We start from the raw sequence: 15991 nt of genomic DNA on the forward strand, positions 1-15991 counted from the left end.
TAATTTTTACTTTAATTTATTTTTTGTTACCTGTAAAAAGAAGTCCTTGAATGGCTGCATTTAAGTAACCAATCTGACCATAAGCATAGACTAGTTTATCAAATCTTTCGGCTGGATCAGTAATATATTGTAATGATTTATATAAGCCACGTACAAACTTTTCACTGCCTCGTTGTAGTTGGCCAATACCAGCTTTACCCGCGAGTTGTTCCCGATAGCATTCACTAATACCTTGCCACCAACCCCGGTTTAAAAACCAGGATGGTTTTAGCCTTTCTGGGGCAACATTGTGAGCCACTAAAGCTTGGGGAAGATAAGCGACTTGCCAACCACCCTGAAGGGCAAATTCTGTCATTTGTAGTTCTTCATTAGATAAGAGGTTTTTGCCGACTCGTCCCAGTTGAGGGTCAAAACCGCCGATATCTTCGAGAAAACTGCGCCGAATGGAGTAATTTAAGCCTCTAGGGGTGGAACCAGGTTGTTGAATGTAGACTATGCTGTCTCCTAAATCGTAGGCTCCCAAGTTGGCAGCTAGTCCGGGAGATATCCACTTTGGCGGTTCAATGTTTGCAGGCCAGATGAGAGTAACTTTACCACCTGCGATCGCTATGTTGGGATTATTTTCATAGGCAGAAGATAAAACTTGCAACCATTGGGGACTAGCGACTGCATCATCATCTAAATAAGCGATAATGTCTGCGCTGGTAGCCTTAGCACCTGTGTTACGAGCTACTGATAAGCCCAGGGTAGGTTCAAAAATGTACTTGAGGCGGGTATCAGCCGCTCTTTGTTCGACAACTTCACGAGTGCGATCGCTAGATCCATTATCCACTACTACAATTTCAAAGTTAGTAGTAAAGTCCTGCGCCAATAGACTGTCAATCGCTGCACCTAAATAGGTATCTCGATTGTGAGTACAGATGATGGCAGAGATTTGTAAGTCCGGCATGGGATTGATGACTCTGGTTTTTAAATTTGGAATTTAGTTAAAAATATCCAATTCAACTTTTGCTTACTGGTTGTTAATCTACCCTATAAAGTACTTATTTACCAACCCAATTTTTCCAAAAATCATTTTTTGGTAACAAGTTTCATGAAAAAATTGTCACCTCTTTATCAATACTTTACACTTGTTTAATATGACTGTGTAAAGCCACAAGTGTTTCTGCTAAATGACTCAGCCGAGTTTCTAAATGTTGTTTGCGCCCAAACAGTTGACGTAATTTTTGATATCGAGCTATAGCCATACTGACAGTAGGAACCTGTTCTACTGGACATAAACGTGACCAGACTTTACCAGCCGCATCAACTCCACAGAGGCGGTAGTCAGTACGCAATGATGGAGGTGATACCTTATCTCCTGGCTCACAAATTTCTTCCACATAATCCATCAGACGCTCAACTTCCGCATGACGTAGGGTAGCCGTTCCTCCTGGTGTTGGTTCTTGAGGATTAGATTCTAACCAGCCATTAATAACTGGTCCATCTAAGTAAATATCCTGGATTTGTTGTAGAATTACTTGTAGTTCAGTTTGCCAATCAGCCACAGTCTCTTGAATTTCTTGTAAGAGATTCATGGCAAATGCTGGATTAGCTCCGTGGCGATGGTTACTAAAGCTCGGTGTTTTAAACTTAGGTAGGCTAGGTGTTTTATCTCCAGATGAGTGCGCGGGAAAAGTTTGTACAGAATTATCCTGGGAAAAGAAATTGGCATCTGCAGATGATTTACTGACAGAATCTCTGCCTAAGTCAACGGTATTTCTTCCTTCATCCTCTGAAGATTCGGTAATGTCTGTAGATTTGTGAGCGCCCACACTAATCCTAAAGGAAAAGGGGCGTTTTGTTGAATCACCTGTTTCTGCACCTAAGTCAGTGCCGCGAATCCCCAAATCATGTAGAGTTGCCTCAATCCGTTTTAAGCCTGCTTTCATAAAGAGATCCTGAAGCTTGTTTTGGTGGTATTGATTTCCGAATCAGTTTGTTAAAAGAGCAAATTATTGAGAAACTTTTCTTTATTCTATAGGTAGAACAATACTTTATGGAAGACCAAGATTGTGATATCTTATGAGTAAAGTTATTTTGGTAACAGGCCCTGCACGCTCAGGTAAAAGTGAATGGGCAGAAAATTTAGCAATTGAGTCAGGAAAATCTGTAATTTACATAGCAACAGCTAGAGAAAATTCTCAAGATCAAGAGTGGCAACAACGTATTCAAAAACACCAAAAACGCCGTCCTCAAGACTGGGTAACTCTAAATGTGCCTGTGGAACTTGCTGCTACCTTAGCTAAGGTTCAGCCTCATACCTGTCTTTTAATTGATTCTTTAGGAACTTGGGTAGCTAATTTTCTGGAACAAGACGACACAAGTTGGGAAAATACCTTGGCAGAATTGCTAAAAACAGTCCGTTTAGTTGATGCTGATTTAGTATTTGTAGGGGAAGAAACAGGTTGGGGTGTAGTACCAGCTTATCCTATAGGTAGAACATTCCGCGATCGCTTGGGTTCTTTAATTCGTCAGTTAGGTGCGATTTCTGAGTCAGTTTACTTGGTTACTGGTGGCTATGTTCTTAATCTCAGTCTTCTAGGTTCTCCCTTACCAGTAGCAAAGCCTGAATTCAGAATTAAAGAGTAAAATTTCTGAACTAAAACTATAATTAAAGATATGGCAAACGAACAAGAAGTTAAACAGTATATTGCACACTGGTTTCAGTTAGGCAAGAAAGTGATCGTAGGTAATGGTAATCATAGCTTCTTACCTAGCCCAGTACTCAAAGGTGATCGCTATAGTCCAGAATTTGAAGCATGCTGGCAAAGTATTCTGTCCTTAGAAATTAGTGACTGTTATTTAGAAGGCACTCACGAAACCATCGCCGAACTTCTCACACCAGCCTGGGAAATGCTCCCTTGCAGTCGTTGTACTATGCCAGTACCCATAAAGACTGTGGGAATGCCAGCTTTGTTTTGTCCCTGTAATAGTTTACCCAACTGGCCTAATACCGAACTACCAGCACCCCACGGACCGATTAATAGCCAAGAACATCTGATAGTAATTTGCGATCGCTTAATGGATAAAATTCCGGGAACATGAATTGGTAGAATCATAGCCCTACATTTAATTTCAAATTAGAAATTTAAACTTAGAAACTAATGCATTCAACAAATGAGACTCATAAAGTTTATCATAGTCTTCGTGAAGCAGGTTCGTCTCAATTTCTTGACTAGCCAAAGGTGGAGAAAACAAATAACCCTGACCCAATTCGCATCCAAGTTGTTGCAACCATTGAAGTTGTTGTGGTGTTTCAATCCCTTCTGCCACAACAGCTAATCCCAGTTGATTACTCAAGGCAATAATAGTACTCACAACCTGATAATTACGATTTCCTTCCTCCATCTGACTCACAAAGGAGCGATCAATCTTCAAATGATCAGCAGGTAAACGATGGAGATAATTAAGAGATGAATATCCAGTCCCAAAGTCATCAATGCTAATCTGAATTTTTCTATCCTTTAATTGAGTTAACAAATCAATTGTCTTATTTATATCTTCAATTAACATACTTTCAGTAATTTCTAAAACTATAGACTCGCCTTCTAAACCTGTTTGAGCCAGTATCCGATCAATATCTTCAACTAAACTAGTTTGGCGAATATCTTGAGCGGAGAGATTAATACTGACATAAAGCGGAAAGTGAACAAAATTTGTTTTCCATTTAGCCAATTGTTGACAAACCGTAGAAAACATCCAACGATCTATCTGCACAATTAGCCCAGTTTCTTCAGCAATAGGAATAAATTCTCCTGGACAGACAAATCCGCGAGTAGGTGAAAGCCAGCGCACCAACGCCTCAAATCCAACTAACCGACCGCCAATTAAATCAACAATAGGTTGGTAGTAAACAACAAACTCTTCTCGTTCTAGAGCTTTACGAATATCAGTTTCTAGAGTTAGTCGATTTACAGCTTGGGTATGCATTTGAGCATCAAAAATTTTATATGAATTTCGCCCTTGAGCTTTAGCTCGATACATAGCAATATCAGCATCTCGGAGTAAATCGGCAGCTTGACGATATTCTTTTGTTGCAAAAACAATCCCGATGCTCGTACTAATAAACATTTCATTGCCATTAATCATCAACGACGTTTGACAATCTATCAGAATGCGTTTAGTAATTTTAATTGTAGCTTCAATACTTTCAATATCTTCTAGCAAAATTACAAATTCATCACCACCAAGTCGAGCCACTAAATCAATGTCCCGCAGGTGAGTTTTTAACTTCTGGGCAATACTCTGAAGTAGTTGATCTCCAGCTAAATGCCCTAAACTATCATTGATAACTTTGAACCGATCTAGATCTAGAAACAAAACAGCATAATGATAACTTTCCAGCCGTTTCGCTCTGTTGATAGCGAGTTCCAGTCGCTCCTCCAAAAGCGTCCGATTCGGTAAACCCGTCAATGGATCGTGAAAAGCGTTGTGAATAAGCTGTTCTTCTGCCTGTTTGCGTAAACGAAGCTCGTCGTGGAGATTGGTAATATCTGTGCGGATTGCCAAGTATTGAAAAGGTTTACCCAAGGCATCCAAGAAAGGTACAATCGTGCTATTAACCCAGTAGAAACTGCCATCTTTTGACCGGTTCCGAATTTCACCTCGCCAGATATGCCCATGACTAATGGTTTGCCACATCTGAGCGAAAAATTCTTGAGAATGATACCCAGAATTGACTATCTGATGAGTATGACCTACCAGTTCCTCTCGGTTATATTGAGATATTTGGCAGAATCGATCATTAGCGTAAGTAATTACCCCGTTAGCATCTGTGATAGCAACGATAGCTGACTGATCTAAAGCATATTTGAAACTGGATAATTCCTGGAGGGTTTGATACAGTCTTTCTTGTGCTTGTTTGCGCTCTGTCCGTACCTGAGCGTCCCGAAGTTCTCGACGTACAGCCTCAGGCAATCGGTTTAAGTTATCCTTCATAAGATAATCATGAACACCGGCTTTCATCAGTTCTACAGCAGATACTTCACCGATTGTTCCAGAAACTAGAATGAAAGGAATATCTTTTTGACTCTGCTTTGCTATTTCCAGAGCCGTAGGTGCATCAAATCCAGGCAATCGGTAATCGGAAATTATTACATCCCAAGTACAGCTACCTAGGGCTGCACATAGCTCTGGGGCTGTTTGGACACGCTGCCAGATGGGATTGAAACCACCGCGACGCAGTTCATGGAGAACTAACAGAGCATCAGTTTCTAAATCTTCAACAAGCAGGACATTCAAGTCTTCACTCATACCTTATACCGATTTACTTTAAGGTTGATACAAATGGAAAAACGTGAGAACACGGGGACACCAGGACTGCAAGATTCATTTGTAGCTTTAATTTAATTTAATGAATTGATATTACAATCTCCTTGGGATCTTTTGAGAAAACCGACTCAGTGAGCTTGACAATTCCAACTCTTGAAACTGTCACCTGTCACCTACCTCCACAAAAAGACTTTCTTACCAATCCCTAATTAGAGTCTTTAATTAGAGTCTTTGCAAATAGCAGCAGGATTTATGTAGTTTTTAGTTATAATTCTCTGAGCTAAACGTCGAGAAGTTCCAGAGACACTGGAACTCTCAAACTAGATAGCTAAATTAATATAAAACCAGTCCCTACATTTGGAGTCAGTTAACAGAACTTTTGTTACTTTACTCAACAAAATCAACCTATTAATTAAACTGCAACCTCCTCCGCTTCCAACACATTAATCTCATCTAAAATCCGCCAAATTTCCTGCATCATTGGCTCTAAACCAGTACGAGTCACAGCGGAAATTATAAAAACCCGCGCATAAGAAAGATGATTTAATTGTGTAGCTAAAGCATCTAAATCAACAGTTTCTCTATCAACAGCATCAATTTTATTCAAAGCTAAAATTTGCGGACGTTTAGCTAACCCTCTGCCATAGGCCTTAAGTTCTTCTTGAATGGTATGATAATCAGCTATGACATCTTCACTTGTCGCATCAATTAAATGTAATAAAACCCTAGTGCGTTCAATGTGACGTAAAAAATCATGACCTAAACCGGCACCATGAGAAGCACCTTCAATTAATCCCGGAATATCCGCAAAAACTGTACCATCACCAGTAGGCTTTTTAACTACACCCAAATTAGGAATTAAGGTAGTAAACGGATAATCAGCTATTTTCGGACGTGCGGCTGATAAAGAAGAAATTAAAGTTGATTTACCAGCATTTGGTAAACCAATAATTCCCACTTCTGCTAACAATTTCAGCTCTAAACGTAGCATCTTCCTTTCTCCTTCCAGTCCAGGAAGTGCATATTCGGGAACGCGGTTGCGGTTACTCAAAAAATGTTGATTTCCCAGTCCACCTTTACCACCTTCAACGACTCGAAAGCGTTGTCCAGGTTCAGTTAAATCGCATAACAAAGCGCTGGTATCAGCATCATAAACAGCAGTACCACAGGGAACTTCGACAATTAGATCTTTTCCACCTGCGCCGGTGCAATTATTGGGACCACCACGTTCCCCATTTTGTGCCTTAAACAAATGCTTGTAGCGAAAATCTAGCAAGGTTTGGAGGTTTGTATCAGCCACAAAAATGATTGAACCACCTCTTCCTCCATTCCCACCAGAAGGTCCGCCGGCTGGGACATATTTTTCACGACGGAAAGCAACGATACCATCGCCACCTTTACCTGCTTCTACTTCAATTACTGATTGGTCAATAAATTGCATATTTTTAGAGTTCTGAGTTCTAAGTGATGAGTTATCAATTATAAGTTTTTCATTAACTTTAAATTCCTCACTCTTTACTTGTAACTCAATCCTCAGCACTCAGCACTGAAATATGCACTTAAATATAAGGTGAAATATCTTCACCACAGTCATCTGCGAGGTAAGACAGGGCGCGGAAGCGTAAACCTACCAATTGTTCATACAAGGGATTAATTTTACACATTGGTGGGATATGAATTATTTTCCGTCCAAATAGGGTGACATCTTGCTCAAAAGGGCATTGGGAGGGAATCATTTTACACAAAAACTTAGCAACTCTGGGATCTTGAATATCTAACCCATCTAACCAGTCACGTATGGGGCGGAGTGCGTCTGGTAGGGGTGCTTGTAGTGCGTCCGGTAGGGTAGAGGTTTTTGCTTGTTCTGTGTCTTCTAGGGTATGACGCAGGGCTGCTAGGGCTTCTGTTTGCAGTTCCAAGGCTTGGCAAAATTGTTGTAGAAGTTCCTCTTCGCTGGGAGAATAGATTCCATCTGCGATCGCTACCATCACTGCTGTCCGCAAGAAATTTTCCGCTACTGGCGTGCCTTTACCTAAAATCAGAGCTAATTCCTCTGGTGTAATTATCCCTAAAGAATCCCAGTTAATAGAAGGAGCTAATTCATCCTTAGTGATGCTGGCAATTAACTGTTGTTCTTGGGGATCAAAATTACCATCTGACCAAGCAATAGTCAGTAGTCCACGTAACCAAGCGGCTATTTGTTCGCTGCTGTATGAGGTTTTAACAGCACTGATCATAAACTCGCTCCTCAAATTTTTTCTTTGCTAATACTAAACTACCTTAATTGTAAATCTTGCGCTAAAATTCCTCTGAAGAGTAATATTGACAATTCTTGCTATTTATATATGTTTTATTTCGGTATTGAACATGAAGTTGCTTTTCTGAACCATGAAGGCAAGTTTGCTGATTTCTCCTGCACAAAATTTGCTGAGTTTAATCAAATTGTGGACAAGCTACCTATATACCCTAATGATTACCCACAATTGAGAGTAGGGGATGCTGGCATTAAAAAAAAGCGTTGGTATATTGAAGGATTTGAAAGATTTTCTAATTCAGAAGAGGTAATTGATTGTGTAGCGAAAGGCATCGAAATTAGAACAACCATACATTCTGATATTCAAAGTGCAATTAATGAATTAACAGAAAGTTTTAATCTACTACGTCAGGTAGCTGCTAGTTTTGGCTTCACACCAATTTTAGTCAGTTTTAATCCTTATACCTGCGTTTTCGAGCCACACCCGCCATTAAATGATTTTGAAATTAGGCAATTACAAGCTTACCCTGATGAACAAACTGCCAATATTTATATGGTTTCCTATGGACCAGATTTAAATATTTCTGTAGCAGATTTACCCATTGAAGATGTAATTGATATGGGTAAAAAACTAACTTATTACAGTCCTTATATTGTTCCTTTTAGTTACAGTTCTCCTTTTTATAATGGGAGTTTGTGGGAAGGTTTATCAGTTAGGACATTTATCAGAACTGGCAAAAGATCAGCAACATTAGTTTTTGTAGAAAACGAAGAACAACTAATTAAAAGCGTACCTTCATTGACCAAAGTTGCCCGGATTCCAGCAGAACTAGGACGCATAGAATTTAAAGCCTGTGATAGTTGTGATGATTTTTCTATTTATGCAGGGTTACTAGCTTTATTAAAAGGTCTAATATTAGATCAAACCTTGCATGGTCGAGCAACTACACCTAACACTGCTTTGCATCAGATTTCGGCAAAATATGGGTTTGATGATGAAGAGATTTTTCTGAATACAACCAAGATTTTCCAAGCGGCTGAAGTTGCTTTAGTAAATGATCCAGATATTGAACTTTTAAAACCGCTAAAAGTTATTTTGGTAGAGAGAAAAACAAAATCTCATCAACTAATTGAGGCTTACCAAAATTTAGGTTCAATTGAAGGAACACTCAAGCAAACTTACAACAACGGTTCTGAGTAAGTAATGAGACGGAATTAATTACACAACTGATTTTCTGTTCCCTGTTCCCTGTTCCCTGTTCCCTGTTCCCTCTCTCAACGAGTGAATTTAATTTTGTCCAACTACTTATTTTTTACTGGGAGGAATTTGTTCCATGGGAATCAGCGTTTCCATCACAGTCTTAACAATTGGTGCAGCGACGGTAGAACCATAGGCATTCTCTCCTTTTGGCTCATCAACAACAGCGAAAACCACATAACGAGGAGATTCAACCGGGAGAATAGCCACAAAACTAGTGATTCTAGCACCGGGGATGTAACCACCTTTGGGACTGGCTTTTTGTGCTGTACCAGTTTTACCACCAATCCGATACCCGTCAATTTGTGCTGCTTTCCCAGTACCTTGAGCAATGACTGTTTCCATCATTTCTACTACCTTTTGGGTAGTTGCAGAAGAGAAAATTTGTCTTGGTGCTGGGATATCAGGAGCATAATGACGTTGTCCTTTGCTATCAATTAGACCTCGGACTACGTGTGGTGTTACTAACTTACCTCCATTAGCTAATGCTCCGTGCATTTGCACCAGCTGTAATGGTGTTAGGGAAAAGCCTTGTCCAAAAGAGGTAGTTGCTGCTTCAATAGGTGAGGCCATAAATTCTTCTTGACTTTTCAGCCGACCACCAACTTCAAATGGTAAATCCGTATCAACTTTTTGTCCTAGTCCCAGACGTTCTAGCCAGTTGTAGTATACAGGGGGGCGCAATCGCTGGATAATTTGCACCATGCCTATATTACTAGAGGTTTGCAAAATCTGAGCAATATTAATTCGGCGATAACCATTGTTTTCAGCGTTTTTGATGATGCGGTCAGCAACTTTCAGAGTACCTGAGTCAGTGAAAACATCATCTGGTTTAATAACACGATTTTCTAGAGCGATCGCAATATTCAACGGTTTAAAGGTTGATCCTGGTTCATAAAGATCCGCTACCGTCCAGTTTTTAAACAGTGAAATATCCGCTTGAGAATATTCATTTGCATTATAAGTAGGCTGGGCAACCAAGGCCAATAATGAACCATCAGTGGCATCCATCACAATCACCGCACCCCGTTTGGCCTGAAACTTTTCTATCTGTTGTTTGAGAGCAGCACGGGCAGTCCTTTGTAAGCGACTATCAATAGTGAGTTGCAGTTGTAAGTCATCAAAATGTAGAAAACCCTCTGGAGCATGATCTGGCATCAGCGCCCCATTTCCTGCCCGACTCAGACGCACCGTTTGCACAGAACGTTCTAGTAACTTCTCCTGACTGTATTCCACACCCGCCTGTCCAATCCTGTCCAGGTTAACGTAGCCCACCACATCAGCCACTAAATCACCTTGTGGGTAGAAACGGGAATATTTTTGAATAAACTCCAAGCCGTTCAAACGTAATGACATTAAGCGATCAGCAATATTCTCTGATACGCGATTAGCCAGAAGAATCCCACTTTTTTTACTTTGAAAAGTTTTAACTAACTCATTAACATCTTTATTGAGTATAGGTGCAAGTTGCTGTGCCATCTCTTCATTAGACTTATCAAACAGCTTGGGATGGGTATACAAAGTGTACACAGGGCGATCTATCGCCAACATATTATTATTGCGATCAACTACTGGCCGGCGAGGCATGAAAGGACGCAAATTCACCATTTGCTGGTTTCTTGCCCGCTGGGTAAGCTTTGACCCCTGAATAATTTGCAGCTTGTACAAATTCAACATCAACCCTATACCAGCAGCAATTAGTAGACCCCAAACTATCAACAGTCGAGACTTAATTTTTGCCGACTGGTCTTGAGTTTTATGAGTACTATTGCCTGATATATCTGGTCGGGAAAATTTTCGCTGTCTTTTGAATTCTAAATTCTGCAAATTTCTCAGTTTTTTTCTGTTTGATGACTTCTGCATTGGGTTAGTCCGTTGTCCTTTGCCATCTGTCAGTTATTCCTGTATAATCGATGATCAGTAGACTTCTGGAAGAAGTTGGGATAATATCAAGTTCGGCTAATTGCTGTTTAAAAAAACTCGACCCGTTACCGCGCAGTTCGCTAATTAAATGACTAATTAAATGATTAATAACCGTGGACATTAATATCCCAGCGGAGAGGGTATTTGTCGCTGAGTTTCTGAATTTATGGTTGTAGCTGCGGGCGGTTGTGAATTAGGAGTATTCGATGATGGTAACAAGAAAATTGTCCCCCCCGGATTTGGTGATACTAATCCAGCTGTTGGCTGTTCAGCTTCTTCAGCCATTTTACTAGTCAGTGTTGCATTAGTTGTAGTCAACTGCCGCTCATAACGCTGTAAGCTTTGTAAAGTCCGGTAAGCTTGACTCCAAAGTTCTTGAGAATATACCGTCCAACCATAAACCACCAATGTTGCAGACACACACAAAAACACCGCAGCTGACGAATAACGATGAAAGGAATACAACCTCAGTAACCACAAAGGCGCAGCCCCAGCATTAGACATCATAGGTAAGCGATCGCTTGATTGCTGTTTTAAGTTTGAAGTTGGTTGTTTACCCGACTCTTTCATCAAATTGGGTCTTTTTGGTTCATGGGTGGGAGAAACTAATAAATTTCTCGCCGAACTGCTTTGTCTTCTCGAACGTATAGGTGTGGATTCATTAGCAACTGTCGAGGATCTCGGTGTCATTAGTCCCAAACGCCTGGAACGTCGGCGACCCCACGGTAGGATAGAATCTTTTTTGAACCAATTACTTTTTGTCGAAATAGGTGATTTACGGGCAACAACCATAATTTTTATGTCAGTAAGTAAATATTCTCTTTATTTAGCCGATTGTTTTTACCAAGGTTAAATTTATTTAGCAAGTAGCAAATATAACAGCTTTTTCGGAGTTGTCAAGGGTGGCTAGACCAATTTTTGCCTCTCTCCAATAGTGTAAGGCTTGATTTTGGGCGATCAGCTACTACGATCAACTGACTAGTTAGAGATTATATCTAAGATTATGGCAACATGAAGCAGTGACAAGCAAGAGGCAATAGATAAGAAAAATCTCTGGCAATTGCCATACCTCTTAAAAGATAGATAACTACTTAGTATTATCTTTTTCTTCCTTTTAAAACCACTCTGAAAGCAGTTAACAAAAAGCAACAAATAGGGTATCGTATTCATGAGGCAATAATTTTTATTGCCCTAAATTGGTGAAAGAGGAGATTATGAAAACAAAAATCTTTGGTTTGGCTTTAATGTTAAGTCTGGCTACTATGCTCGGAGCTTGCGAAGGTGGTGGTGAACCTGCTGGAACTCCTACCAGTTCACCTGCTGCTACAACAGGTGGTGAACCGACTGACGGCAGTAGTCCTGCTGCTAGTCCCGAAGCTAGTCCTGCTGCTACACCCACTACAACTCCCTAATTAAGTCAGGATAGCGCTCCTCACTACATCGCTATTGCTAACTTTAATCAGGCTCGAGCAAAAGTAACAGTACTCTCATACCGAGAGTGCTACAATACTTCTCGAATTTAGTTAAGACATCAACTGAAGAAAAAAACCTCTTAAGTTAGATTTTTTATTAAAGTTGAAAAAACTTTCATTTATTTAGAGAAGTAGCTTTATGTTGCTACTACAATTTAGCACATCTCACTATTGTCGAAAAGCCCGCCTAGCTCTAGGTTATAAGCAAATTGATTATAAGGTAGAAAATCTCACTCCTGGCTTACATATGCTCAAACTGAAGCCCCTGACAGGTTTGAGTACACTGCCAGTGTTGTTGCCCCAAATTCAGGGACATCCGCAAGCAATAGGTGACTCAACCCAGATTATCAAATTCCTAGAATCTTATCAGCCAGAACCTGCACTATTTTTAACCAACCCGGAACAGCAAACTGAAGCTTGGATGCTTGAAGACTGGTTAGATGAAAGCATTGGTACAGCTACAAGATTTGTATATTATCAGTTTCGGGCGAAAGAAGGAAAGCAAGTTGATCCATCATTCTTGAGCCAAATGCTGATTAGAGTCGTGCGACAACAGTATGGCATCAACGATGCTACAGTCAAATTAGCCACCAGCAGATTAGCCACATCCTTAGCAGAATTATCGCTGCGCTGGCAAAAGAGCGAATATTTAGTAGGTGATAGCTTGAGTGTGGCAGATATTACCGCAGCTGCCTTACTCAGTCCTTTAGCACTCATTCCTGATTACCGTCAGGGATATCCCTGGTTGTTTGAGCGCATCGTGCAAATTCATCAATTGTGTGGAGAGAAACTACCACCGGGACTTTAAAAATTTAAAATTCAAAATTTAAAATTCAAAAATCAAAATATGAAGCCGATAAAAATTTTGGTTTTGAGTATATGTACGAGTATTTCAGTTGTGGTAAGTAGCCATTGGGGGAAAGTAGTCATGGCATTACCACCACCAGAGGATACACCAGAGGAAATATTGCGGACAGAGATTATTACCGAAGCGCGATCGCCCATTGATGGTAAGCGCCTAACTGCTGCCGAATACGCAGAATTACAAGCCCAATTGCAAATGAGTCCACCACCAAAGCTCGATGCCAAAATTCGAGACCAAATATTCCTACTACGGTTACGTAAGGCATTATTACAGATTTTCCCATTTTTAGGTATTTAGTTCAGTCGTCAAGCCGGGGGGCAGGAGGCAGGGGGCAGGGGGCAGAGGGCAGGGGGTAATTATTTCTCCCCATCTCCGCGTCTCCCCATCTCCGCGTCTCCCCATCTCCGCGTCTCCGTGTCTCACCAACTCCCCATCTCCCAATCAAGATACATTCTGAGGTACTATGACGGTGACGACAAAACTGCAAATAAATGTAAAGAATATATTATAGATATTTAAAAAAGCAGATTTAGTCAATCACCTTAATTTCACACAGGTAGCTTCATGTCCCTAACCACGATCGCCCCTGAACAGGTTCATCGCATTGTTCGGAATCAGCATCATGATCCTTTTGAAATACTTGGTTCCCATGCCATAGAACAAAATGGTAAGCAAGTCTGGGCTGTAAGAGCATACCTACCAAATGCCAGCGCTGCATGGGTAGTGGTTCCTGAAGAACGCAAAGAATACCCAATGCAGACAGCCCATGATCCCCATTTTTTTGAGTGCATAATCGAAGCGAACGAACTCACAAACTACCAGTTACGGATTAAAGAAGGGGAACATGAGCTTGTCACTTACGACCCTTACGCTTTCCGTTCTCCCCATTTAACTGACTTTGACTTACATTTGTTTGGTGAAGGCAATCATCACCGCATTTACGAAAAATTGGGAGCGCATCTCACAGAAGTAGATGGCGTGAAAGGTGTTTATTTTGCTGTTTGGGCCCCCAACGCCCGCAACGTTTCCCTGCTGGGAGACTTTAACCTATGGGATGGACGCAAACACCAGATGCGGAAAGGACATACCGGCATTTGGGAATTATTCATCCCTGAACTCGGTGTGGGAGAGCATTACAAATATGAAATCAAAAATTTTGAAGGACATATTTACGAAAAATCTGATCCCTACGGTTTCCAACAAGAACCGCGTCCCAAAACAGCATCAATTGTTACTGACTTAAATTCCTACACCTGGGCTGATGAAGACTGGCTGGAAAAGCGCCGTCACACAGACCCACTGACTCAACCAGTTTCCGTATACGAAGTACATTTAGGCTCTTGGTTACACGCGGCTAGTGGGGAACCCGCCAAAGGAAGCAATGGGGAAATTCAACCTGTTGTTACCGTCTCCGAACTAAATCCGGGCGCACGCTTTCTTACCTATCGGGAATTAGCAGAAAGACTGATTCCCTATGTCAAAGAATTGGGATACACCCATCTGGAATTGCTACCAATTGCTGAACATCCCTTTGATGGTTCTTGGGGTTATCAGGTAACTGGTTACTTTGCCCCAACTTCCCGTTTTGGCAGCCCAGAAGATTTTATGTATTTTGTTGACCAATGTCACCAAAATGGTATTGGTGTAATTGTGGATTGGGTTCCTGGTCACTTCCCCAAAGATGGGCATGGTTTAGCTTTCTTCGATGGTAGTCACCTGTACGAACACGCAGACCCTCGCAAAGGCGAACATAAAGAATGGGGAACTCTGGTATTCAACTACAATCGCCACGAAGTCCGCAATTTCTTAGTAGCCAATGCCCTGTTCTGGTTTGATAAGTACCACATTGATGGGATTCGTGTTGATGCTGTTGCTTCCATGATTTACCTTGACTATTGCCGTAAAGAAGGGGAATGGTTGCCCAACGAATACGGTGGGAGAGAAAATTTAGAAGCTGCTGATTTCCTGCGTCAGGTAAATCACAATATTTTTAGCTATTTTCCTGGTGCGCTTTCCATTGCGGAAGAATCTACCTCCTGGCCAATGGTATCTTGGCCTACTTACACAGGAGGGTTGGGCTTTAACTTAAAGTGGAATATGGGCTGGATGCACGATATGCTGGACTACTTCAGCATGGACCCTTGGTTCCGCCAGTTTCACCAAAACAATATCACTTTTAGTATGTGGTATAACCACAGCGAGAACTTTATGCTGGCTCTGTCCCATGATGAAGTGGTGCATGGTAAGAGCAATATCATTGGCAAAATGCCGGGTGATAGATGGCAGAAGTTAGCCAATGTGCGGTGTTTGTTTAGTTATATGTTTGCTCACCCAGGTAAGAAAACCATGTTTATGAGCATGGAGTTTGGGCAATGGAGTGAGTGGAATGTCTGGGCTGATTTGGAGTGGCATCTATTCCAGCATGAACCACACCAACAGTTAAAAGACTTTTTCCAGGCTCTCAATCATCTTTACCGTTCTGAGCCAGCTTTGTACACCCAGGATTTTGCCGAGCCGGGGTTTGAGTGGATTGACTGTAGCGACAATCGTCATAGTGTAGTTTCCTTTATCCGTCGCGATCAGAATTCTGAAAATTTTGTGGTTGTGATTTGCAACTTTACTCCCCAACCTCATTCTCACTATCGCATCGGTGTTCCTGAATCAGGTTTTTATACCGAAATATTCAATAGTGATGCCCGTCAGTATGGCGGTAGCAATATGGGGAATTTAGGCGGTAAGTGGACTGATAATTGGTCTTTGCATAATCGTCCTTATTCCTTGGATTTGTGTTTACCACCTTTGGGAGTTTTGATTCTCAAATTGGATCAGCAGAAGACAGCCCAAGTGATGGAATAATATCCAGTCGGGTTGTCAGCTTAGTTGTTAATTACAGGGTAGTTTACCAA

At 41.1% G+C, this 15991-nt stretch carries 15 protein-coding genes; 7 read left to right on the forward strand and 8 right to left on the reverse strand.

What is annotated here, in order from left to right; all coding sequences use genetic code 11:
* Positions 1 to 16: 16 nt before the first annotated feature.
* Positions 17 to 949: a glycosyltransferase family 2 protein gene (locus tag ANA7108_RS0118360; RefSeq protein WP_016952273.1), complete on the reverse strand. Its 933-nt coding sequence runs from the start codon at positions 947 to 949 to the stop codon at positions 17 to 19.
* A 175-nt stretch (positions 950 to 1124) separates the two neighbouring features.
* A complete protein-coding gene (locus tag ANA7108_RS0118365) occupies positions 1125 to 1931 on the reverse strand; it encodes a hypothetical protein (protein WP_016952274.1) in 807 nt (268 codons plus the stop codon).
* A gap of 133 nt (positions 1932 to 2064) precedes the next feature.
* Between ANA7108_RS0118365 and cobU the strand changes: the two genes are divergently transcribed.
* Positions 2065 to 2631 carry a bifunctional adenosylcobinamide kinase/adenosylcobinamide-phosphate guanylyltransferase gene (cobU, locus tag ANA7108_RS0118370; protein WP_016952275.1) on the forward strand — a complete coding sequence of 189 codons (567 nt, stop codon included), beginning with the start codon at positions 2065 to 2067 and terminating at the stop codon, positions 2629 to 2631.
* A 30-nt stretch (positions 2632 to 2661) separates the two neighbouring features.
* Entirely contained in the window at positions 2662 to 3087 is a 426-nt protein-coding gene (locus tag ANA7108_RS0118375; protein ID WP_016952276.1) for a hypothetical protein, read from the forward strand.
* A 30-nt stretch (positions 3088 to 3117) separates the two neighbouring features.
* Here the strand turns inward: ANA7108_RS0118375 and ANA7108_RS0118380 are convergent, their stop codons facing one another.
* From ANA7108_RS0118380 to ANA7108_RS0118390, 3 genes are all read right to left on the reverse strand, one after another.
* Positions 3118 to 5295, reverse strand: a complete 2178-nt coding sequence (locus ANA7108_RS0118380; protein ID WP_016952277.1) for a bifunctional diguanylate cyclase/phosphodiesterase — start codon at positions 5293 to 5295, stop codon at positions 3118 to 3120.
* Between the two features lie 430 nt (positions 5296 to 5725).
* A complete protein-coding gene (obgE, locus tag ANA7108_RS0118385) occupies positions 5726 to 6754 on the reverse strand; it encodes a GTPase ObgE (RefSeq protein ID WP_016952278.1) in 1029 nt (342 codons plus the stop codon).
* Between the two features lie 118 nt (positions 6755 to 6872).
* Complete coding sequence (locus ANA7108_RS0118390; RefSeq protein ID WP_016952279.1) at positions 6873 to 7550, reverse strand: Mo-dependent nitrogenase C-terminal domain-containing protein; 678 nt, start codon at positions 7548 to 7550, stop codon at positions 6873 to 6875.
* Between the two features lie 108 nt (positions 7551 to 7658).
* Here ANA7108_RS0118390 and ANA7108_RS0118395 point away from each other — a divergent pair, with 108 nt between their 5' ends.
* Positions 7659 to 8768, forward strand: a complete 1110-nt coding sequence (locus ANA7108_RS0118395; protein ID WP_016952280.1) for a glutamate--cysteine ligase GCS2 — start codon at positions 7659 to 7661, stop codon at positions 8766 to 8768.
* 105 nt (positions 8769 to 8873) lie between these two features.
* Here the strand turns inward: ANA7108_RS0118395 and ANA7108_RS0118400 are convergent, their stop codons facing one another.
* From ANA7108_RS0118400 to ANA7108_RS0118405, 3 genes are read right to left on the reverse strand one after another with little or no spacing between them, the layout of a single operon-like run.
* Positions 8874 to 10688: a penicillin-binding protein 2 gene (locus ANA7108_RS0118400; RefSeq protein ID WP_016952281.1), complete on the reverse strand. Its 1815-nt coding sequence runs from the start codon at positions 10686 to 10688 to the stop codon at positions 8874 to 8876.
* A gap of 4 nt (positions 10689 to 10692) precedes the next feature.
* Complete coding sequence (locus ANA7108_RS30305; protein WP_158318374.1) at positions 10693 to 10869, reverse strand: hypothetical protein; 177 nt, start codon at positions 10867 to 10869, stop codon at positions 10693 to 10695.
* A complete protein-coding gene (locus ANA7108_RS0118405) occupies positions 10869 to 11540 on the reverse strand; it encodes a hypothetical protein (RefSeq protein ID WP_016952282.1) in 672 nt (223 codons plus the stop codon). Before ANA7108_RS0118405 ends, ANA7108_RS30305 begins: the two co-directional genes overlap by 1 nt.
* 422 nt (positions 11541 to 11962) lie before the next feature.
* Between ANA7108_RS0118405 and ANA7108_RS0118410 the strand changes: the two genes are divergently transcribed.
* From ANA7108_RS0118410 to glgB, 4 genes are all read left to right on the forward strand, one after another.
* Positions 11963 to 12160 (forward strand): hypothetical protein, encoded by a 198-nt coding sequence (locus tag ANA7108_RS0118410; protein ID WP_016952283.1) that lies wholly within the window; start codon positions 11963 to 11965, stop codon positions 12158 to 12160.
* Between the two features lie 199 nt (positions 12161 to 12359).
* Entirely contained in the window at positions 12360 to 13028 is a 669-nt protein-coding gene (locus ANA7108_RS0118415; RefSeq protein ID WP_016952284.1) for a glutathione S-transferase family protein, read from the forward strand.
* A gap of 39 nt (positions 13029 to 13067) precedes the next feature.
* Positions 13068 to 13382 (forward strand): hypothetical protein, encoded by a 315-nt coding sequence (locus tag ANA7108_RS0118420; protein WP_026104294.1) that lies wholly within the window; start codon positions 13068 to 13070, stop codon positions 13380 to 13382.
* Positions 13383 to 13649: 267 nt separating this feature from the next.
* A complete protein-coding gene (gene glgB / locus ANA7108_RS0118425) occupies positions 13650 to 15941 on the forward strand; it encodes a 1,4-alpha-glucan branching enzyme (RefSeq protein WP_016952286.1) in 2292 nt (763 codons plus the stop codon).
* Positions 15942 to 15991 lie beyond the last annotated feature (50 nt).

Origin of the sequence: Anabaena sp. PCC 7108 (assembly GCF_000332135.1) — a bacterium.
In the GTDB taxonomy this organism is placed as follows: Bacteria; Cyanobacteriota; Cyanobacteriia; order Cyanobacteriales; family Nostocaceae; genus Anabaena.